This is a genomic window from Pararhodobacter zhoushanensis (genome assembly GCF_003990445.1).
Lineage (GTDB): Bacteria > Pseudomonadota > Alphaproteobacteria > Rhodobacterales > Rhodobacteraceae > Pararhodobacter > Pararhodobacter zhoushanensis.
In genome coordinates this window covers 57,795-78,845 of sequence record NZ_REEZ01000003.1, presented here as the reverse complement: position 1 = coordinate 78,845, position 21,051 = coordinate 57,795, and the positions used below count along the sequence as shown (strand labels likewise).

Genomic DNA, 21,051 nt, shown 5'->3' with positions numbered 1-21,051 from the left:
GCGTCAGTCGGCGAAATACTGGTCCAGAATCCGGCGATAGACGGCCTTGAGCTGCACGATATGCGCGGTTTCGACGTGCTCATCGACCTTGTGCATCGACTGGCCGACCAGCCCGAATTCGACCACCGGGCAGTGGTTTTTCACAAAGCGTGCATCGGACGTGCCGCCGGACGTGGACAGCACCGGGCGGATGCCGCACTCGGCCTCGACGGCATTGGCGACCATGTCGGTGAAATCGCCCGGCTCGGTGACGAAGCTCTCGCCCGAGATCTTGATGGTCAGGCCCAGCTCGATCCCCGTCTCTGCCTGCACTTGCGCCGCCTGGTCGTGCAGCCATTGCGACAGGCTCGCGCCACTGTGCAGATCGTTGAAGCGGATGTTCAGCGTCGCGCGGGCCAGCGCCGGGATCACGTTGGTCGCCGGGTTACCCGTGTCGATGGTGGTCAGCGCCAGCGTCGAGGGGTCAAACAGCGCGTTGCCCTGATCCAGCTCATGCGAGGCAAGCCGGTCCAGCAGCCGCACCAAGGCGGGCAGCGGGTTCTTGGCACGGTGCGGATAGGCCGCGTGCCCCTGCACGCCGCGCGCCTCGACCCGTGCAGTCATCGACCCGCGACGCCCGTTCTTGATCATCTCGCCCATGACCGACGGGCAGGTTGGCTCGCCGACCAGACAATGCGTCATGCGCTCGCCCTCGGCCTGCATCCAGTCGAGCAGCGCCACGGTGCCATCGGTCGCGTCGCCCTCTTCATCACCAGTGATCGCCAGAACCACAGCCCCGTCCGGCGGCGTCTCGCGCACGAAATCCACGGCGGCGGCGACAAAGGCCGCAACGCCCGATTTCATGTCACAGGCCCCGCGCCCCCACAGCTTGCCCTCGACCAGAGCACCGGAAAACGGATCAAAACGCCAGTCCGCAGCATCGCCCGGCGGGACCACGTCAGTGTGACCGTTGAAGCCGAAACTGCGGTTCGCGCCCTTGGCACCCCAGCGGGCGAACAGATTGACCGTTCCATTTCGGTCAACGCGGGTGCAGGTGAAACCTGCGGCGGTCAATTCGGCGGCGAGTAACCCCAACGCACCACCGTCATGTGGTGTGACCGACGGGCAGCGGATCAGGCGGGCGGTCAGGTCGATGGCATCAAGCGGTCCGGGCATCCGACATGTCCATAATTCGAGGATTTTGATCGACTTAGTAGCTCAGGTCACCCCCTGTCGCAAGTCGGGGCTGGAAACTGCCTATGCACAAACCTCGCATTGACGTGACGAGTGCGACGGGGCAAAGTCTTGGATAACTAATAGTGAAGCCGTGTGATGTTGCACGAGATTCAAGCGAAGCAGTTTTTAACGAGTTCTTGGCAAACCGATGAATGGCAAGGAAACGCGCGTCGCTCGTTTCTGAGAGCCGGGAATGACGGGCAGGCATGAACGACGAGATTATAAGCAACGAGACACGCCTGACACGCATTCAGGCGCTTGTGGTTGACATTTTAAGCAACCTTCTTCGTGCGCCCATCGACCAAACCGACCACGTCGTGAACGAGGCCATCACCCGGCTGGGCGAGTACTGCGTGCGCGACCGCGCGTATGTTTTCGTTCATGAAGGCGACGCCACCAACAACACGCATGAATGGTGCGCCAACGGCATCGAACCGATGATCGAGCACCTGCAAGGGCTGCCGATCGAGCTGTACGGCCCGATCGCCGAGGCCCTGGATCTGGGTGAGCCGTTCCACGTACCCGATGTTCAGAAACTTCCCGAAGGGTCGCCGTCCCGCGAAGTGCTCGAATCGCAAGAGATTCGCTCGATCCTTTTGGTGCCGATGCGCTCGGAAGGAAAAACTTACGGCTTCGTCGGTTTTGACGGCGTCCATAACACCCACGCGTTTTTGCCGGGCGAAGTTTATCTGCTGCAATCTTTGGCGGATGTCATTTGCTCGGTATTGACCCGCCGTGAAAAAGATCAGGCCGTGCGCGCCGCTCAGGCCGAGCTGGCGGGCGAGCGAGCCTTCCTTGCTTCCATTCTGGCGACCTCGGCGATGGGTATCATCGTGATCGATGCCGCAGGGATCATCCAGTTCTGCAACGACTCGGCCGAGTCGATCATGGGCGCGTCGCGCGAACAGATGATCGGCCGTCGCCACGATTCGCGCGGCTGGGCCTATACTCGTGAGGATGGCACGCCGTTCCAGCCCGGCGAGACGCCTTACGACCATACGGTCAGAACCGGCGAGCCGTCGCCACCCGAACGCTTTGCGCTGCATTGCCCTGAGGGGCTGCGGTATTGCTCGGTCCACGCGGCCCCGGTGCGCGGTGACGCGACGGCAGCGCGGGTGGTGTATGCCCTTGTCGATGTGACGGAGCAGGTCGCGGGCGAACGCGCCCGGCAGGAAGCTCTGGAAGAGGCGCATCGCGCCAACGCCGCCAAGTCTAATTTCCTGGCCAAGATGAGCCATGAGATGCGCACCCCGCTCAACGGCGTTCTGGGCGTGGCCGAGGTTCTCGATTCACTAATCGTCGACGAGGATCAGCGCCGGATGGTGCATGTGATGCACGAATCTGGCGAGCTGTTGCTGAGCATCATCAACGACTTGCTCGACATGTCCAAGATCGAGGCCGATCTGCTCGAAATCGAGATGACACCCTTCGTCCCGGCGGATCTGGCCAAACGGATCGAGTCGGTGCACACGCTCAAGGCCACCGAAAAGCACATCGGCTTTGACGTGGTGGTCAAGGGTGAGGACAAGTCCATGCGTTTGGGCGATCCCAACCGCATCTTGCAGATCATGCACAACGTCATCTCGAACGCGATCAAGTTCACCGAAGAAGGCTCGGTCGAAGTCGAGATGGACTGCACCGAGCCCGACGCGATCACCCTGCTGGTGCGCGACACCGGCATTGGCATGACCGACGAACAGAAAACCCAAGTGTTCGAAGAATTCGGTCAGGCTGACAGTTCGATCGCACGGCGCTTTGGCGGCACAGGGTTGGGCATGCCGATTGTCCGACGTCTGGTCGAGATGATGGATGGCACGATCTCGCTGGAATCCGTGCCTGATGAGGGCACGGCGGTGATGATCACCCTGCCCCTGCGCCGCACGGACACGCCCGAGCCGCGCGCGCCGCGCACCTCAGCCTCGGGCGGGCCGTCGGCGGACCTGCAAGGCATGCGCGTGCTTGCCGCCGATGACAACCACACCAACCGGATGATTCTGGGCGCGATGATGGGCCAACTGGGGATTTCGTCGGTGCTGGTTCAGGATGGCACCGAAGCGCTGGACGCCTATGGGCGCGAAGGGTTCGACCTGATCATTCTGGACATCTCGATGCCGAATCTCGACGGCGTGTCGGTCCTGCGCGAAATCCGCGCGCGCGAAGCCAAGCGCGCCGAGGAACTCGGACCCAAAGCGCCCGAGACCCCGTTGCCGATCGTGGCCTTCACCGCCAACGCCATGTCGCATCAGGTAGAGGGCTATCTTGCCGCCGGGTTCGACGATTGCCTGACCAAGCCGCTTCAGCTGGACCGGCTGCGTTCGGCGCTCAACACGCTGGTTGAAGAGCGCGGACGCCGCCACACCCAGCCTGACGGCCGCAGCAACGCCGCCGAATAACGCGCGTCAGGCGTCGTCCCAGGTCAGGATCGCATCAACCGCCTCTTGCGCTGTTTCCACGAACCGGAACAGCGCAAGATCTTCACGCGAAATGGTGCCCGCCTCGGCCAGCATGTCCCAGTTCACCACGTTTTGCCAAAACTCGCGGCCAAACAGCAGGAACGGGATGCGCTTCATCCGCCGTGTCTGGATCAGCGTCAGGGATTCGAACATCTCATCCAGCGTGCCAAATCCGCCCGGAAACACCACCACAGCCCGCGCCCGCATCAGGAAATGCATCTTGCGCAGGGCGAAGTAGTGGAAATTGAAGCTGAGTTCGGGCGTGACATAGAGGTTCGGCGCCTGTTCATGCGGCAGCACGATGTTCAGACCGATCGACTTGCCACCCGCCTCTGCCGCGCCCCTATTCCCCGCCTCCATCACGCCGGGGCCGCCGCCGGTGGTGATGATGTACTCCGTCCCGCCGCCCTGCATCGAAATTTCGGTCATCATCCGCGCGAAGATCTGCGCCTCGGTGTAGTAGCGGCTCAGATCGGCCAGCATCGGGGTCTTTGCCGTCTCCTTGCGCTCGGGCGCGGGGATCCGCGCGCCGCCGAACAGCACCACGGTCGAGGTCACGCCTGCCTCGTTCATCGCCATCTCGGGCTTGAGCAATTCCAGCTGCAACCGCACCGGACGCAACTCGTCGCGGCACAGAAAATCGCTGTCGGCAAAGGCAAGGCGATAGGTCGGCGACAGGGTTTGCGGCGTCTCGGGGATCTTGCGCGCAGTGGCGATGTCCTGATGGCTGTCGCGAAACGCGTGGCTGCGGTGGTCTGTCATGGTGGTTTCCCTTTCCTCGCCGGTCGCCCCTGAGTATCGTCCGCCACGCGGCAAGACCAGCCGCAGGAATGACAAGTGGGTGAACGATGGACTGGCGGGCAGAAATCGACGCGGCGGCAGCACGGATCGAAGGGCATATCCGCCGCACGCCGGTGATGGAGATCACGCTGGGCGGCCACACCGTCGAGATCAAGCTGGAGCACTTACAGCACACCGGTGTCTTCAAGGCACGCGGCGCGTTCAATTCGCTGATCAAGGGGCCGGTTCCGGCGGGGGGCGTGGTGGCGGCCTCGGGCGGGAACCACGGCGCGGCGGTGGCTTACGCGGCGGCCAGTCTGGGAATTCCGGCGCAGATTTTCGTGCCAGAAATCGCGGGCCCCTCAAAGATCGCGCTGATCGAGCGGACCGGCGCAGGGCTGACCGTGGTGCCCGGCCAATTCGCCGACGCGCTGAACGCCGCCCTCGCCTATGAAGCCGAAACCGGCGCGATGCAGGTTCATGCCTATGACGCGCCCGGCACACTGGCCGGGCAAGGCACCTGCCTGCGCGAATGGGAGGAACAGGGCCTGCAAGCCGACACGGTGCTGATCGCCGTGGGCGGCGGCGGGCTGATCGGCGGCGCGATGGGCTGGCTGCAGGGCACGCGCAAGATCGTCGCCGTCGAGCCGGAAACCTCCTGCGCGCTGCATGCGGCGCTGGCGGCGGGCAAGCCGGTGGATGTCGATGTCTCGGGCGTTGCTGCCAACGCGTTGGGCGCGCGCAAAGTCGGCGCATTGTGCTTTGAGCTGGCGCAGGCGCAGGGGGTTGAGTGCGTGCTGGTCAGCGACGACGCGATCATCGAGGCCCAGCGCGTGCTCTGGCAAGAGGCGCGCCAACTGGTCGAACCCGCCGGGGCAACCGCGTTGGCCGCGCTGCTCAGCGGTGCCTACAAACCCGCGCCGGGCGAGCAGGTGGCGGTGCTGCTCTGCGGGGCGAATGTCGCGCCCGAGCCGGTCTAGAGATACCGCCCGCCGCGCTGCAGGACTTCGATCTGATAGCCATCGGGGTCAGCGACAAAGAAGAACCGCGCGATGACCTCACCTGCCGGGGCGAAGTCGACCAGCTTGCGGGGCTGCAGGCCCTCGGCCTCGAACCGCGCATGTTCTGCGGACACATCCTCGACCGACACCGCCAGATGGCCGTATCCGTCGCCCAGATCATAGGGCTCGGAGCGGTCCTTGTTGACGGTCAGTTCCAGTTCGAACCCGGTTTCCGGGTTCGACAGATAGACCAGCGTGAAGGTCGGAAAATCCAGCCGGTCGGCGATCTTGAGCCCGAAAGCTGCGTCGTAGAACGCAACCGAGCGCGCCTCGTCCAGAACCCGGATCATGCTGTGAATGGCTTTGGCCATGGGAAAGCTCCTTGCCGCAGGGGGACAGATGCCCCCGCAATGCCATGCAGCCCGGCCCGGATGCAACGGGCGGCACCTGCAAACGCCGCATTGTTTGTCCCCCCCTTGCCCGCTATAGGCAGGGAAATGCACGACGGAACCGGGAGAAACGCCATGTCGAACGCGCATCTGGAAGCCGCCATCGAAGCCGCCTGGGAGGCGCGCGAGCAGATCACGCCCGCGACCACCGGTGAGACCCGCGAGGCCATCGAAGACACGCTCAACGAGCTGGATAGCGGCAAGCTGCGTGTGGCCGAGCGGCAGCAGAATGGCGACTGGCACGTCAATCAATGGGCCAAGAAAGCCGTGTTGCTGGGCTTCCGCATCAAGGACATGGAACAGCAGGACGGCGGCCCACAGGGCAGCGGCTGGTGGGACAAGGTCGACAGCAAGTTCAAGGGCTGGGACGACAACCAGTGGAAAGCCGCCGGCTTCCGCGCCGTTCCCAACTGCATCGTGCGCAAATCGGCCTATATCGCGCCGGGCGTGGTGCTGATGCCGTCCTTCGTGAACCTCGGTGCTTATGTCGACAGCGGCACGATGGTCGACACCTGGGCCACCGTCGGCAGCTGCGCGCAGATCGGCAAGAACGTCCACCTGTCAGGCGGCGTCGGCATCGGCGGCGTGCTGGAGCCGATGCAGGCGGGTCCGACCATCATCGAGGACAACTGCTTCATCGGTGCCCGCTCGGAAGTGGTCGAGGGCTGCATCGTGCGCGAAGGCTCTGTGCTGGGCATGGGTGTGTTCATCGGCAAATCGACCAAGATCGTCGACCGCGAGACCGGCGAAATCATGTATGGTGAAGTGCCTTCTGGCTCGGTCGTGGTCTCGGGCTCGATGCCGTCCAAGAACGGCGTGAACCTTTACTGCGCGGTGATCGTGAAGCGGGTGGACGCGCAGACGCGCTCGAAGACCTCGATCAACGAGCTGCTGCGCGACTAACGTCAAGGGGCGCCCTGTCGGACGCCCCCTATCATCTTGTCGAAAAATACTCCCGCCGGAGGCATCGCCCGGTCGCAGCAGCGACCGGGCGATTTTCTGTCTTACGCCTTGGGTGCATCCGGCCACGCGGTCGGATCGGTGTCCAGATCGGGGAACTTGGCCGGGTCGAACACCGGACGCTTGATCCCCGACTTCAGCTGTGCGCGGTAATCGTTGATGATCCGCAGCGCCACCGGGAACAGCATCATCAGCGCCAGCAGGTTGACCACGGCCAGAATGCCCATCATCGGGTCCGAGAACGAGAACACAAAGGTCGCCCCCGGCGCCACTGCGCCCAGAAACACGATGGCCATGATCGACACACGCAAGACATTCCGCGCCATCATGCTGTCGGTCATGAAGCTGAGCGCGTTTTCACCCAGATAGTAATTGTACATGATCGACGAGAACGAGAAGAGGAAGATCGCCGCCGTCAGGTAGTACTGCGCCCAGGCACCGACATGGCTGACCATGGATTGCTGGGTCAGGATCACCCCGTCCACACCGTCCGCGCCGGGTACGTACACGTCACCCAGCAGGATGATGAACGCGGTGCACGAGCAGATCAGGATCGTGTCGATGAACACCGAAAAGCTTTGCGTGATGCCCTGGCTGACCGGGTGGCGCACATAGGCCGTCGCCGCCACATTGGGCGCCGAGCCGAGGCCCGCCTCGTTCGAGAACAGACCGCGACGCAGACCCTGCGCAATCGCCGCCCCGACGCCGCCCGCGACAGCCTCGCGGAAGCCAAAGGCGTTGGCGACGATGTCGATGATCACGCCCGGAAGGCTGGTCAGGTTCATCACGATGATCAGCAGCGCCATGCCCAGATAGCCGATGGCCATGACCGGCACCACGATATCCGCGGCCTTGGCGATGCGGTGGATCCCGCCAAAGACGATCACGCCCGTGGCCAGGGACAGCACAACCCCGGTATAGATCCGTGGGATCGACAGGCTGTCGAGCGCCGCGCCCGCCACGGTATTGCCCTGGAACGCGTTGAACCCGATGGCGAAAGACGCGATCAGGCAGACGGAATAGATGATGGCCAGCCAGCGATAATTCTCGCCCAGCCCGTGGATGATCGACCGTGCCGGACCGCCGCGATAATCGCCGCCCGGCTCAGTGCGCTTGTAAAGCTGCGCCAGCGTTGCCTCGATCAGCGCCGAGCACATGCCGATCAGCGCAATGGCCCACATCCAGAACACAGCCCCCGGGCCGCCTGCGGTGATCGCCACCGCGACGCCCGCGATGTTCCCGCCGCCGACGCGCCCGCCGACCGAAACGAACAGGGCCGCGCGGGCGCTGATCCGGCTGGGGTCAGCATCGGCGTCGCTTCTGAGCACGCGGAACATCCGCTTGAAGAAACGAAACTGCGCGAAGCCACTGGCAATGGTAAAAAACACGCCCAGAACGACAAGGAACGGGATCAGCGCCCAGCCCCACGTCAGATCATTGATTGCGTTGAAGATCGTGTCGAGAAAACCCATCCGTCTGTCCCTTCTGGCACTAACCGCCTTGTCGGCGTCGGGCAGGCACTGGTGTGCGGCCTGCCCCGTTCCGATCTCGAACTTTTTGCCCGACGCTGCGTCGAACTGTCACAGCTTAGGCGGAAACCGTCAGGACAGACAAGGAAGAGCCGATTTTTTGACCGCAACTTGGGAAATTGACCACAGTGTCAAAGCGCCTGCCTGCCAAATGCGCAAACCGCATCGTGCGCGGTCCCTGTGTTGCGTGCGCGATTACCCGTTCTTTTGCGGCTTGTCGCCCACCGGACCGCCCGCTGCCTTCCAGCCGGTGAACCCGTCGGTGATGTGCATCACATTCTCCAGCCCCATCTCCTGCACCAGCCGCGCCGACAGCGCAGAACGCCAGCCGCTCGCACAGTAGAACACGATGCGGTTGCCGGTCTGGAATTGCGGCTTGGCGTAGGGGCTGGTGGGGTCGACCCAGAATTCCAGCATCCCGCGCGGGCAGTGAAAGGCGCCGGGGATCATCCCCTCGCGCTCCAGTTCACGCGGGTCGCGCAGATCGACAAAGGTAACGCCTTCGTCGCCATGCAGTGCCAGCAATTCGGCGGCTGGTGCGTGGTTTACAAGGCGGTTGGCCTCGGCGACCATATCGGCGGTTTTCTTCATGGCGTTCTCCCTTTTCGTCAGGTTTTCATGCCGCTTTCTACCGCGCAAGTGCGCATTTCCCAGCCCCGGCCCTGAGGCCCTTACCATGCTCGCTCTCCTGCCCGTCCGCCTTGCGCTGCTGCCCGTCCTGCTCCCGCAGGCCATCGCCGTGCGCCGTCGCGCGCTGGTTCTGCCCGAGGCAGCCGGCCCGCGATGGGGCACCACCGGCAGCGGCCCGACCCTGCGCCTGCTGATCGCGGGCGATAGCTCTGCCGCCGGGGTTGGCGTGGCCGTGCAGGATCTGGCATTGGCCGGGCAGTTGGTCGCGGCGCTTGCGCGCGATTTCACCGTGCAGTGGCGGCTTGAGGCGCGCAGCGGTGCGACGAGCGGACAGGTTTTACACCATTTACAGGGCCTTGATCTGGGGCCCCTCGACGTTGCTGTGACGGTCTCGGGGGTCAATGACGTCCTCCGTCAGGTATCCTTGCGCCGCTGGCGGCGGCAACAGGCCGCGCTGTCGCAGCTCCTGGTCACCCACGGCGCGCGGCAGGTCTGGCGCTGTGGCGTGCCGCCGATGCGGCAGTTCACCCTGCTGCCCCGCCCCTTGCGCGACGTGCTGGGCGCGCAGGCCCGCCGGTTCGACGCGGCGCTGGCGGCGGATTCCACCGGTCCGCTGCATCATCTGCCCTTTGATCCCGCGCGCCTCACGCCCGCGATGCTGGCCGAGGATGGCTTTCACCCCGGTCCGCAGATTTACGCGCTCTGGGCGCGCGAACTGGCCGAGAAGATCCGCTTGCACGCCTGAAAACCGCCACCTTCCCCTGCCGCGCCGTTGGCTGTATCACCCCATACGAACAGCCCGAGGTGCCCGCCATGACCGACAAACCCAAACGCCCGCAAAAGGTCTTTACCCTGTTGGTCGAGGTTGGCCGCTCGGCGGGCGATGGCCTGCCCAAGGGCAGCACCGGTGCGGGGCTGGTCTGCTATGCGGCGGGTGTGGATGAGGCCGAAGCGGTGCGCGAAACCGTGGCGATCCTCAAGCAGGCCGACATGTCGCCGCTTGACGTCACCGGCTACGGCACGCTGGAGGAACGGCTGGAGCAGGGCGACGAAATCGACCCCGAAGAGCGCGAGTTGATGCAGCGCGCGCTCGACGAGAACGCGGTGATCGTCGCGCAGATGACGCCGTTCAACGACTGATCCGAGCGGCGCGCAGCCAGCGCGGAAAACGCTGGAGCTTTGCTTCACCCCACCCTAGCATGAAAATGCAATTTCATCGCTGGGCCTCATGACCGACCGTCCCTTCCTTTCGCGTGTCCGCAAGATCCTGCCCGACCTCCACCCCGCCGAGCGCAAGCTGGGCGAGCTGGTGTGCAACTTCCCCGGTGAGCTGGCCAGCTATTCGGCCTCGGAACTTGCCGATCTGGCCGAGGTGTCGAACGCCACGGTCAGCCGGTTCATTCGCCGTCTGGGCTATAAATCCTATGAGGAAGCGCGCCGCCACGCGCGGTTGGAAAAGGATAGCGGGTCGCGGCTGTATCTGGGCACGGTCAAGGTTCCCGCCCCGCATGCACCGCAAGCCTATGCCGAAACCGACATGCGCAACATCCAGCGCACCATCGACGCAATCGACGAAGCCGACATCGACCGTCTGGCCGAGGCGCTGCTGAGCGCGCGCAAGGTCTGGGTGATCGGCTTTCGCGTCGGCGCGCCGCTGGCGCATTACCTGCAATGGCAACTGCTTCAGGTGGTTGAGACTATCGTCGCCCTGCCCGGCGCAGGGCAGACCATGGGTGAAAATCTGGCGGGGGTGCACCGCGATGACGTCGTCGTCCTGTTCGGCCTGCGCCGCCGGGTGACGCTGATGGAGCCCGTGCTTGCCGAGATCGAAGCCAGCGGCGCGCAGCTGGCGTTCATCACCGACGAGAGCATGCCCACCCACGCCCCTGCCACCTGGCATTTCCGCTGCGCGACCGAATCGTCGGGGCCGCTGTTCAGCCATGTCGGCGTCATGGCCCTGCTGAACCTCGTGGCGAATCGCACCATCGACACCGCCGGTGAGGCCGGGCGCGCGCGTCTGGCAGCGATCGAGGCGCTCAACGACCGTCTGGGCGAGCTGTAAAGCGCCTGTCTTCTGCGCAGAGCGGTGAAAAATCGCTTTCGTCCTGTGCGAAAACAGATGACAGGACGAGAAAACATGTTTTCATTGGATCACGCCGACACGGCCATCATGAAAATGTGTTTTCATGACCAGCACCGGGAATCGGGTTCAACCGGTCTGTCCGGCCCCCACAGAGAGGACTTCTTCATGCGCACCGTTCTTATGACCTCCGCCGCCCTTTGCCTTGCCGGGGCCGCCTCGGCTGACACGCTTTCGTTCCGCGTTCTGGGCCAGCCCGTTGGCTCGGGCCTGATCCAGCAGCAGGTCGAGCAGCCCTTCTTTGAAGGCCTCGCCGCCGCCAGCGGCATGGATGCGACGTTTGATTACCTGCCCGTCGATGTCGCGGGCATCCCCGACAATGACGGCATGCGCGTCGTGCGCACCGGCCTGTTCGACATCGTGTCCTTCCGGGGCCCGCAGGTCAGCCGGGACGAGCCGACGATGCTGGGCCTCGATCTGGTTGGGCTGAACCCCGATTACGCCAGCGGCCGCGCCCATGCCGAAGCTTTCCTGCCCACCGTCAGCACCGCCGTCGAGAGCCGCTTCAACGCCCGCGTGCTGGGTGTCTGGCCCGCCGGTCCGCAGGTGTTGTTCTGCGTGCCCGAAATCACCGGGCTGGCCGATCTTGAGGGGCTGAAGGTCCGCGTCGGCGACCAATCCGCCGCTGCCTTTGTCGCGCAATTTGGCGCAACCGGCGTGCCGATGCCCTTCGGCGAGGTGCAGCAATCACTCTCACGCGGCGTCGTGGATTGCGCGATCACCGGCCCGGCCTCGGCCAACTCGGCGGGCTGGCCCGAGGTGACGACGACCGTGCTGCCGATTGCGCTGCAGCTGGCGATGAACGGCTATGTCATCAACAACGACAGTTGGGCCGAGATGAGCCCCGAGCAACAGACGCAGTTGCAAACGGCGATGGACGGGCTGATCGACCAGATCTGGACCTATTCCGAAGAGTTGTATCAGGACGCGCTGAACTGCAACACCGGGCAGCAACCCTGTGTGCATGGCACGCCCTACACTCTGACCGCCGCGCCGATCTCGGACGCTGATCTGGCGGCGGTGGCCAGCGCGCTGGTCGGCAGCTCACTGCCCGCGTGGACTGCGCAGTGCAACGCGGTCAACCCGACCTGCGAGGCGGACTGGATGGCCACGGTCGGCACCCAGCTCGGCCTGTGATCTGACGAAGGGGCGGTGCCATGAAGACCTATTCGCGTCTGTGTGCGGTGGCCTTCGGCCTGATGATGACGGCGCTTTGCGTCGTCATCTCGGTCGAGACGGTGCTGCGCAAGCTGTTCAACCATTCCCTTGCCGGGGTGGACGAACTCTCTGGCTACGCCATCGCCATCGGTGCGCCGCTGTGTTTCACCATCGCGGCCATCGAGCAAAGTCACATCCGTATCAACCTGTTGCACATGCGGATGCCGCGCGGGATGCAGGCCGCGCTGAACCTGCTGGCGGCGCTCTCTCTGGCCGCGCTGTCGCTCTATCTGGTGACCTTCACCTATCGCACCGTGGCTGAAACGCAGATGTTCGGCTCGGTCGCGCAGACCCCGTGGATGACCCCGCTTATCTGGCCGCAAACCGCGTGGCTGGTGGCGATGGGCGTGTTCACGCTGGCGACGGTTCTGCTGGCCGCGCGCGCCGTTCTGCTGGCCCTGCGCCGCGACACCAACGCCCTGCTCTCCGACTTCGGCCCCGACGCGGTCGAGGATGAACTGGCCAGCGAACTGTCCGATCTGGAGCAACGCTCATGAGCATCACCGTCATTGCCCTTGGCTTTCTGGCCATGCTCGCCCTGATGTTCCTGTCCATGCCCGTCGCCGTGGCGATCCTGACCGTGGGCGGCATCGGCGGCTATATGGCCTATGGCATGCCGCTGGTTGAAACCATGGGCGGCGTGGTCTGGGGCACGCTGAACAACCCGGTGATGACCGCGATCCCGTTGTTCATGCTGCTGGGCGAGCTGCTGCTGCGCGGCGGCATCGCCGACAAGATGTTCGACGCGCTGGCGGTCTGGCTGGGGCGGTTGCCTGGCGGGTTGCTGCATACGAACATCGGCACCTGCGCGCTGTTCTCGGCGACCTCGGGCTCGTCGGTGGCCACGGCGGCCACGGTCGGCACCATCGCCCTGCCCGCGCTCAGCGAGCGTAACTACCCGGTGCGCCCTTCGCTGGGCACGCTGGCAGCAGGCGGCACGCTGGGCATCCTGATCCCGCCCTCGGTCAACCTGCTGGTCTATGGCTCGCTCGCCAATGTCTCGGTCGGGCAGTTGTTCATCGCCGGGGTTCTGCCGGGCGTGATCCTGACCCTGCTGTTCATGCTCTACGTTGCCATCAGCTATCCCAACGCGGGACGCGACAGCGAGGCCATCGCCGTCCCCCGCGCCGAGAAACTGCGCCTGCTGCGCCATCTGGTGCCGCCCGCGATCATCTTCGGTATCGTCATGGGCTCAATCTATGGCGGGCTGGCGACGCCGACCGAAAGCGCCGCCCTGGGCGTCATGGCCGCGTTCTCTTTCGTCTGGAAAAACAAGCGCCTGAACTGGGCGCTGCTCGAGACCTGCTTTATCCAGTCCGCCCGCACCTCGGGCATGGTGATCCTTGTGATCGTCTGCGCGCTCTTGCTCAACGTCACCCTGTCGATGACCGGCGGCACGCAAGCGGTGACGCGCTGGGTCACCGGACTGGGCCTGAGCCCGACGATGCTGCTTTTGCTCTTCGTGGTCTTCTACGTCATCCTTGGGATGTTCATGGACGCGATGTCGATGCTGGTGCTGACCGTGCCGATCGCCGTGCCGATGGTGACGGCGCTGGGGATCGATCCCATCTGGTTTGGCGTCTTTGTCGTGGTGATGTGCGAGATCGGCCTGATCACGCCGCCGGTCGGCATGAACCTGTTCGTCGTGCAGGGCGTGCGCAAGGGCGGTGGGGATTTCAATGATGTGATCTGGGGCTCGGTCCCGTTTGTGGTGATCATGATCGTGTTTGCCGCTCTGTTGATCCTTGTTCCCGGCATCGCCCTGCTGCTGCCCGACCTTGCTTCGGGTCGTTGACATGACCGACACGCCCAGACGGTTGCTGATCGTCAATCCCAACGGCAACCCCGAGGTCACGGCCCGCACGCAAGCCTGCGCGGACCGCATCCTTGGCCCGGGCTGCAACGGCTTTGCCGTGCAGCCCGCGGGAAGCCCGCATGCCATCGAGACCCCCGCCGACCGCGCGCTGGCCGAGCCGCTGGCGCTGGCGCTGCTGGCGCAGCATCCGGGCTATGACGCCTATGTCATGGCCTGCTTCGACGACATCGCCATCGCCCCGGCGCGGGCCTTCCTGAAGGCCCCGATCCTTGACGCGGTCGAGGCTTCGGTCGCCGCCGCGCGCAGTCTTGCGCAGCGGTTCAGCATCGTGACCACGGTCGAGGCGATGGTGCCGGGGATCGAGGCTCTGGTTGCACAACTGGGTGCTGCCAGCCAGTGCAGCATCCGCGCGGCGGGCATCGGCGTCGCGGCAGCGGCGGCGGGCGAGCCCGAGGCGCTGAGGCGGCTCGACGCCACCATCGCGCGCGCACGCGATCAGGACGGGGCGCAGGCGATCATCCTTGGGTCGGGTGGCCTGACCGGTCACGCCGCGCGCCTGTCGCAACGGCACGGCCTGCCGGTCATCGACGGCATCGAAGCCGCGATCCGCAGGGCCGAGGCGGCCTCCCGCAACCCGGCCGAGGTGCCTTGAGCGCCCCGTCACTGCGGAAAAGAGTCCCCCCGCCCCTAGGCAGGATGGCGCAAACGTCAGTCTCGGACACGCATTCTTCAAAACTCCCTCAAGCAAGTTCGCCCCTCACAGGTTAAAGTCGGGAAACAGCGGGCATTGGGCCTTGCTGATCGAGAGGGGGAGACTGCACTCATGGACGCCAAAACCATACGCTCGACCAAAGGACGCGGACGCCTGTACGACAGCATCCTTGAAACGGTCGGCGACACGCCCGTCGTGCGGATCAACAACATCGCGCCCGCAGGAGTTCGGGTCTATGTGAAGGTGGAATCCTTCAATCCGGCGGCCTCGGTCAAGGATCGTCTGGCGCTCAACATCATCGAAGCGGCGGAACGCGCGGGCACGCTCAAGCCCGGACAAACGGTGGTCGAGGCGACCAGCGGCAACACCGGCATCGGGCTGGCGATGGTCTGCGCGCAAAAGGGCTATCCGCTGGTGGTGACCATGGCCGAGAGTTTCTCGGTCGAGCGGCGGCGCTTGATGCGGATGCTGGGCGCTAAGGTCGTGCTGACCCCGCGCGCCGAAAAAGGCACCGGCATGTATCTGAAAGCGGTCGAGCTGGCCGCGCAACACGGCTGGTTTCTGGCACATCAGTTTGAAACCTCGGCCAATGCCGACATCCACGAATCGACCACGGCACGCGAGGTCATCGCCGATTTTGCCGGGGACCGTCTGGACTATGTCGTTTCGGGCTATGGCACTGGTGGCACGGTGACCGGGCTTGCCCGCGTGCTACGCAAAGAGCGGCCGGAAACGCGGATTATCCTCAGCGAGCCGTCCAATGCGCAGCTGGTCGGCAGCGGCGTGGCGCAAGAGCGCAGCGCGGACGGCGGGCCTGCCACGGGCCACCCCAGCTTCGAGCCGCATCCCATTCAGGGCTGGACACCGGACTTCATTCCCAAGGTGCTGCAAGAGTGCCTCGACACAGGGGGCTACGATCAGCTGATCCCGGTTTCCGGTGCCGACGGCATCGCCTGGGCGAAGAAACTGGCGCAGCGTGAGGGGATCCTGACCGGGATCTCGGGCGGCGCCACCCTCGCTGTTGCCATGGGACTGGCCGAGAAAGCCGAGCCGGGGACGGTCATTCTGGCGATGCTACCCGATACCGGCGAACGCTACCTCACCACGCCCTTGTTCGCGGATATTCCCGAAGACATGGACGCCGAAGAATCCGCGTTGTCACTGTCAACGCCGGGGTATCAGATGGGCTGACGCCCCCAACGCAACCGCGGACTGGTGCGGCCTGTGTCGCATCCAGACAGCGTTTTCGGCCAAGTGACCCTCGCCCCCGTCACTGGGGACGAGGCCCGCGCCAAGGCGCAAGGGAATGTCGAGGATGCTGCTGGCCGGATGGACGGCCTGCGCGTTCGGACAGTCTGGCCTCACCACCACCTCATGCCGCATCCGAAAGCGCAAAAGGTCGAAAACTACCACGCCCCTGAGAGGTCACAGTCGCCTCTCTTCTTGCGCCGTCACGCTTGCCGCCCCGCCCGGACGTCAGCGCTGTCTGCTTGACCGGGTGCCGTCATTCCCGCTCAGGCGTTGGCGCCTTCAGCAATCGCGGCGCGCATCAGTCGCCCGTCGCCGTCGCCCCGTCGTCGATTTGGGCGAGGCGATAGGCCATTTGCGGCCGCGTAAGGCCAAGAAGACGCGCGGCCGCCGCGATGTTGCCGCCTGCGTCTGTCAGCGCACCGCGAAGAAGCATCGCGTTGAGGCTGTCGAGGGTGATCTTGCCAGCACGGAACTCCTCGGCAACACGGCTCCACGGATCGGTTCCGGCAACGGCTTCGGCCATGGGCGGGGCAACCGCTTCCGCCGCCGCCAGATCCTCTCCCCGGATGATCCCGGGTGTCGCCGCCAACAGTGCTGCACGGCGGATCAGGGTCCGCAGCTGCGGGATGTTGCCCGGCAAGTCGATCTGCGCCAGCCGGGCCAGCGCGTCGTCGCTCAACACCTGGCTTACGGCGCCCTCGGCCGAGGCCATGGCCGGCAGCAACCCGCGTGCGATTGCCGGAATGTCGGCGCGGCGCTCGGAGAGCGTGGGCATCTGAATCGGCAGCACGTTCAGGGCATGGGCCAATTCCGGCAGAAAATCCGGCAAGGAAAACAACGCCTCAGTGCTGCATCCGGCCAAGGCGACCACCTGAGGTGGTCGGCCCTTCTCGGCCGCCAGCAGATCAAGCAGCATCCACTGTCGGTCGGCCGACAACGTCTCGATGGCGGAAATCGCCAGCAGCGGCGTGGTGCTGCGCCGCAGCCCGTGGGTCTGGCGCAGGCTGGCCAGCCGATCGCCCAACTCGGCTGCCTGGGCATGGGTGATGGTGAAGCCGGTCTCAGCCGCGCGCTGCCGGTGGAGCCAGCGCGCCGCGGACCGCAGCCCGGCGCCCGAGGGCCCGGTGATGAGCGCCGGCGCGCCGGACCGGGCGAGGATCTCCAGCCGGTCGCGCACAGGGGCGACAATCAGCGCGTCCAGATCCTCGGGCACGGTAGGGCGCAGCACCCGGGTCGGGGCAAGCGTGGGCTCGCTGGTGTTGCCCAGCACCTCGTCCAGAAACATCCGCACGAAGGGATCGTCGCGGCCCCAGCCGTCCACGGTCTTGCCGACCACGCGGCAGGATTTGTGGCCCATGGCCGAGCAACTGATCTCCTTGTAGATCACCAGCTTGCGGAAGAAGACGCTGGCATAGCCTGCGGCATAGCCCGTCTGCATCCAGCAGACCGGCTTCGTCGCCCGCCCGTGCGAGCGGTGATAGGCGGACGCCTCGACCGATTCGTGCCAGAGGAAATCGCCGGAAAAACGGTCGTTGGCGAAGTCGAAATCGTTGGAGAGGGTTTCGACCTTCACCGTCCCCGTGACCATGTGCAGCCGCGTGCCGGCGGTGAAGGCATCGCCGGGGTCCAGGGTGGGCCAGGACTTGCGGATGAATTCCGCGTCTTCGCGCCCGGCGCGGAAGCCCAGCCGCAACATCAACACCATGGCCTCATGCTCGGAATAGCGGCGGATCAGCTGGTCGCGGATGTCCGCGCCGAGGCTTGCACGGGTCAGCAGCATCCGCTCGCCATTGAGCAGAATCGTGCCCTTCGCCGGGCTGAATTCCAGCAGGTCGAGCAGGTCGCGCAGCGTCGGACGGCCACCGCGGGTCAGCAGGTCATTCTGGGCGCTATCGGTTTTCATCAGGTGCATGTCATCATATCATCAACCGCCTGTCATCAAATGATAACGCGGCAGCGCAGAAAGCCGGGGGCGGGAACAGGCTTCGGCAACGCCTCGGTCCCCTTCCCGGATTAATTTCTGCCTTCCTGGCAAGCCTTTGCACGCAGCGTTGCTCAAACCGCATGCGAAGGCGCGTTTTTTCCGTTTGACCGATTCCGAGAGCGACCTGTCGGATAAAGGCATCCCATCGGCAAGGTCAGAGGAGGACCAGATGCCCAAACCCGAACTCATCACCGCGCTGCCACCCGAACCGCATGAGGCGATGATTCGCCGCTTCGGCAAGGAAGGCGCCTTCATCCCCGGCGACGACGCGAACAACCCCTGGGTGCCCTTCGGCGATCAGGCGGCGATCAAACATCTCTCATTCGACGTGCGCACCAACACGGCCGCAAACATCCTGTGGGTGAAGGGTGGCGGGCGGATCGGCACGCACAAGCATCGCGGCGTCGTCTCGGCGGTCACGTTAGAGGGGTCGTGGGGCTATTACGAATACGACTGGGTCGCCCGTCCCGGTGATTTCGTCTACGAGCTGCCGGGCACGGCGCACACGCTCTATTCCGACGACCCGAATGGCATGAAGGCGCTGTTCTGGCTGAACGGGGCGATCGAGTTCTTCGACGACAACGGCAAGTACGATTTCACCGCCGACGTCTTCTGGTTCATCGACCATTACGTCAGCTACTGCGAGGCCAACGGCATCGCCATCAACAAGGACATGTTCATCTGAGCCCGGCTCGGATGGATGCGGGGAGGAGAACGCGCATGTCCCTGGAGACGATGTTCGACGTGGCGGGCAAGTCGGTGATCGTGACCGGCGGTGCCTCGGGGATCGGACGGGCCTATGCCGAAATCATGGTCGAGAGAGGCGCGCGGGTCTGCGTGCTGGATCTCGATCAGGCGGGGCTGGACCGCACCGTGGCCGAAATCGCCGCGCAGGACTGGCCCGGCACCGTCTGGGCACACAGGCTGGATGTCAGCGACCGCAAGGCGCTGGCCGAGGCTTTCGATGCGGTGGCGGACAAACACGGCCGCATCGACGTTGTCTTTGCCAATGCGGGGGTCGATGCTGGTCCGGGCTTCCTGACGCCCGACGGCGCGCGCGACCCGCATGGCCAGATCGACGCCATGCCCGAGGATCACTGGGACCGCGTGATCGCGGTGAACCTGACGGCGGTGTTCCTGACCATCCGCCACGCGGCGCGGCACATGAAGGCCACGGGCGGCGGGCGGATCATCGTCACCTCGTCCGTCGCGGCGCGGGTGAACGAGAGCTTCGTCGGCACCCCCTACATGCCCGCCAAGGCCGGGGTCGATCACCTGGTGCGGAATGCGGCGATGGAACTGGGCGCCTTCGGGATTTTGGTGAACTGCATTTCGCCGGGGCCCTTTGCGACCAACATCGGCGGCGGACGGCTGAAGAACCCCGCCGATCGCGCGGCGTTCGAGGCGCAATCGCTGCTCGGGCGGATCGCGGATCCGGACGAGATCAAGGGCCTTGCGCTGTATCTCGCCTCGCCGGCCTCGGCCTATGTGACCGGGGCGCAGATGACGATCGACGGGGGATCCTCGCTCAGGGGGTGATCCCGACTGCACCGCGCGGGGACCGAGGAGGCGCCGCGCCAACCACAGATCAGCTTTTTCCCAGGGAGGAAATGGAATGAGCAAGTCGAAGATCTGGACGCCGTCGCGGCGGACCGTGTTGCAGGGGATGGGGGCCAGCGTTGCGGCCCTGTCGGCCCCATCCATCGTTCGCGCCCAGAGCGCGGGCACCATCAAGGTCGGTTTCATCACCCCGGCCACCGGACCGCTGGCGCTGTTCGGCGAGACCGACGGCTTCACCGTGGACCGCATCCGCGAGGCGCTCGGCGGGCGCATCGAGACGGCGGCGGGCACCTACGATCTGGAGATCCTGGTGCGTGACGGCCAGTCCGACCCGAACCGCGCCGCCGAAGTCGCGGCGAACCTGATCCTGAACGACGAGGTGCACATGCTGCTGCCCGCGTCGACCACCGACATCATCAACCCGGCGGCGGATCAGGCGGAACTCTATGGTGTGCCCTGCCTTTCGACCGCGGCACCATGGCAGGCCATCGTCTTTCCGCGCGGCGGCGGCGAGCAGCCCTTCGAGTGGACCTACCACTTCTTCTGGGGTCTCGACGAGGCGCTCAACACCTTCGTGGGCCTCTGGAACAGCCTGGAGACGAACCGCAATGTCGGCATGCTGTTCCCGCAGAACGCCGATGGCGAGACTTGGGGCAACACCGATTACGGCCTGCCCTCGCCCACGCAGGCAGCCGGGTTCCAGACCAACATGCCGGGCTTCTTCCAGCCGCGCACCAATGACTTCTCGGCGATCATCTCGTCCTTCAAGAATTTCGAAGCGGATATCGTTGGCGGCATCACCTATGTGGACGACCTGACCACCTTCGTGAACCAATGTGCGCAACAGGGCTTTCATCCCAAGGCGATCACCGTCGCCGCGGCGCTGCTCTTCCCCTCAGGGATCGAGGCGCTGGGGGATCTGGGCGTCGGCATGTCGTCCGAAGTCTGGTGGACACCCGCCTTCCCGTTCCAGTCGTCGATCACCGGCCAGACCAGCCGCGCCGTCGCCGATGCCTGGGAGGCCGAGACCGGTCGTCAATGGACGCAGCCCCTGGGCTACAGCCACGCGATCTGGGAAGTCGCCATCGACGCGCTGAAGCGCTCGACCAACCCGCTGGACCGCGAGGCCAACCGTGACGCCCTGCGCGCAACGTCGATGCAGACGCTCATCGGGCCGGTCGATTTCGGTTCCGGGCCGCATCCGAACGTGTCCACCACGCCGATCTTCGGCGGTCAGTGGGTGCGCGGCGAGCGCTGGCCATTCGAGCTGAAGATCGTGGACAACACCGTCAATCCCCTGTTCGAACCGGAACAGGCGATGGTTCCGCTGCCCTGGTCGGTCTGAGGTCATAG

20 protein-coding genes are annotated in these 21,051 nt (G+C 65.0%); 14 read left to right on the top strand and 6 right to left on the bottom strand.

Annotated elements, in window-relative coordinates:
* Positions 1-3 precede the first annotated feature (3 nt).
* Positions 4-1,155, bottom strand: coding sequence for a succinyl-diaminopimelate desuccinylase (dapE, locus tag EAE28_RS08475; protein ID WP_127105421.1), 1,152 nt, complete (start codon positions 1,153-1,155; stop codon positions 4-6).
* Between the two features lie 266 nt (positions 1,156-1,421).
* Between dapE and EAE28_RS08470 the strand changes: the two genes are divergently transcribed.
* On the top strand, positions 1,422-3,608 hold the full coding sequence (locus tag EAE28_RS08470; protein WP_127105420.1) for a GAF domain-containing hybrid sensor histidine kinase/response regulator: 2,187 nt from the start codon (positions 1,422-1,424) through the stop codon (positions 3,606-3,608).
* Between the two features lie 6 nt (positions 3,609-3,614).
* On the opposite strand, the gene EAE28_RS08465 is transcribed toward EAE28_RS08470, so the two are convergent.
* Positions 3,615-4,430: an LOG family protein gene (locus EAE28_RS08465; RefSeq protein ID WP_127105419.1), complete on the bottom strand. Its 816-nt coding sequence runs from the start codon at positions 4,428-4,430 to the stop codon at positions 3,615-3,617.
* An 86-nt stretch (positions 4,431-4,516) separates the two neighbouring features.
* Between EAE28_RS08465 and EAE28_RS08460 the strand changes: the two genes are divergently transcribed.
* Positions 4,517-5,428: a threonine/serine dehydratase gene (locus EAE28_RS08460; protein ID WP_127105418.1), complete on the top strand. Its 912-nt coding sequence runs from the start codon at positions 4,517-4,519 to the stop codon at positions 5,426-5,428.
* On the opposite strand, the gene EAE28_RS08455 is transcribed toward EAE28_RS08460, so the two are convergent.
* Positions 5,425-5,820, bottom strand: a complete 396-nt coding sequence (locus tag EAE28_RS08455) for a VOC family protein (protein WP_127105417.1) — start codon at positions 5,818-5,820, stop codon at positions 5,425-5,427. The genes EAE28_RS08460 and EAE28_RS08455 overlap by 4 nt on opposite strands.
* A 153-nt stretch (positions 5,821-5,973) precedes the next feature.
* Here EAE28_RS08455 and dapD point away from each other — a divergent pair, with 153 nt between their 5' ends.
* Positions 5,974-6,801, top strand: a complete 828-nt coding sequence (dapD, locus tag EAE28_RS08450) for a 2,3,4,5-tetrahydropyridine-2,6-dicarboxylate N-succinyltransferase (protein ID WP_127105416.1) — start codon at positions 5,974-5,976, stop codon at positions 6,799-6,801.
* Positions 6,802-6,902: 101 nt separating this feature from the next.
* On the opposite strand, the gene EAE28_RS08445 is transcribed toward dapD, so the two are convergent.
* Positions 6,903-8,330: an alanine/glycine:cation symporter family protein gene (locus EAE28_RS08445; RefSeq protein ID WP_127105415.1), complete on the bottom strand. Its 1,428-nt coding sequence runs from the start codon at positions 8,328-8,330 to the stop codon at positions 6,903-6,905.
* Positions 8,331-8,582: 252 nt separating this feature from the next.
* Positions 8,583-8,978 (bottom strand): rhodanese-like domain-containing protein, encoded by a 396-nt coding sequence (locus EAE28_RS08440; RefSeq protein WP_127105414.1) that lies wholly within the window; start codon positions 8,976-8,978, stop codon positions 8,583-8,585.
* 85 nt (positions 8,979-9,063) lie between these two features.
* Here EAE28_RS08440 and EAE28_RS08435 point away from each other — a divergent pair, with 85 nt between their 5' ends.
* From EAE28_RS08435 to EAE28_RS08400, 8 genes are all read left to right on the top strand, one after another.
* Positions 9,064-9,762, top strand: coding sequence for an SGNH/GDSL hydrolase family protein (locus EAE28_RS08435; protein ID WP_127105413.1), 699 nt, complete (start codon positions 9,064-9,066; stop codon positions 9,760-9,762).
* A gap of 68 nt (positions 9,763-9,830) precedes the next feature.
* Positions 9,831-10,157, top strand: coding sequence for a hypothetical protein (locus EAE28_RS08430; RefSeq protein WP_127105412.1), 327 nt, complete (start codon positions 9,831-9,833; stop codon positions 10,155-10,157).
* An 88-nt stretch (positions 10,158-10,245) separates the two neighbouring features.
* Positions 10,246-11,079, top strand: coding sequence for a MurR/RpiR family transcriptional regulator (locus tag EAE28_RS08425; RefSeq protein WP_127105411.1), 834 nt, complete (start codon positions 10,246-10,248; stop codon positions 11,077-11,079).
* Positions 11,080-11,265: 186 nt separating this feature from the next.
* Positions 11,266-12,294: a TRAP transporter substrate-binding protein gene (locus tag EAE28_RS08420; RefSeq protein ID WP_127105410.1), complete on the top strand. Its 1,029-nt coding sequence runs from the start codon at positions 11,266-11,268 to the stop codon at positions 12,292-12,294.
* 20 nt (positions 12,295-12,314) lie between these two features.
* Positions 12,315-12,872 carry a TRAP transporter small permease subunit gene (locus tag EAE28_RS08415; protein WP_127105409.1) on the top strand — a complete coding sequence of 186 codons (558 nt, stop codon included), beginning with the start codon at positions 12,315-12,317 and terminating at the stop codon, positions 12,870-12,872.
* On the top strand, positions 12,869-14,170 hold the full coding sequence (locus tag EAE28_RS08410; RefSeq protein ID WP_127105408.1) for a TRAP transporter large permease: 1,302 nt from the start codon (positions 12,869-12,871) through the stop codon (positions 14,168-14,170). Before EAE28_RS08415 ends, EAE28_RS08410 begins: the two co-directional genes overlap by 4 nt.
* Position 14,171: 1 nt before the next feature.
* Entirely contained in the window at positions 14,172-14,843 is a 672-nt protein-coding gene (locus tag EAE28_RS08405) for an aspartate/glutamate racemase family protein (RefSeq protein ID WP_127105407.1), read from the top strand.
* Between the two features lie 171 nt (positions 14,844-15,014).
* Positions 15,015-16,094, top strand: coding sequence for a PLP-dependent cysteine synthase family protein (locus EAE28_RS08400; protein WP_127105406.1), 1,080 nt, complete (start codon positions 15,015-15,017; stop codon positions 16,092-16,094).
* A gap of 358 nt (positions 16,095-16,452) precedes the next feature.
* Here EAE28_RS08400 and EAE28_RS08395 read toward each other — a convergent pair whose 3' ends face one another.
* The gene (locus EAE28_RS08395) at positions 16,453-18,057 is read right to left on the bottom strand and encodes a XylR N-terminal domain-containing protein (RefSeq protein WP_246022313.1); all 1,605 of its coding nucleotides are present in this window, start codon (positions 18,055-18,057) and stop codon (positions 16,453-16,455) included.
* A gap of 250 nt (positions 18,058-18,307) precedes the next feature.
* Here EAE28_RS08395 and EAE28_RS08390 point away from each other — a divergent pair, with 250 nt between their 5' ends.
* From EAE28_RS08390 to EAE28_RS08380, 3 genes are all read left to right on the top strand, one after another.
* A complete protein-coding gene (locus tag EAE28_RS08390; protein ID WP_127105404.1) occupies positions 18,308-18,823 on the top strand; it encodes a 2,4'-dihydroxyacetophenone dioxygenase family protein in 516 nt (171 codons plus the stop codon).
* 35 nt (positions 18,824-18,858) lie between these two features.
* Positions 18,859-19,677 (top strand): SDR family NAD(P)-dependent oxidoreductase, encoded by an 819-nt coding sequence (locus tag EAE28_RS08385; protein ID WP_127105403.1) that lies wholly within the window; start codon positions 18,859-18,861, stop codon positions 19,675-19,677.
* A 76-nt stretch (positions 19,678-19,753) separates the two neighbouring features.
* Positions 19,754-21,043 carry an ABC transporter substrate-binding protein gene (locus tag EAE28_RS08380; protein ID WP_127105402.1) on the top strand — a complete coding sequence of 430 codons (1,290 nt, stop codon included), beginning with the start codon at positions 19,754-19,756 and terminating at the stop codon, positions 21,041-21,043.
* Positions 21,044-21,051 lie beyond the last annotated feature (8 nt).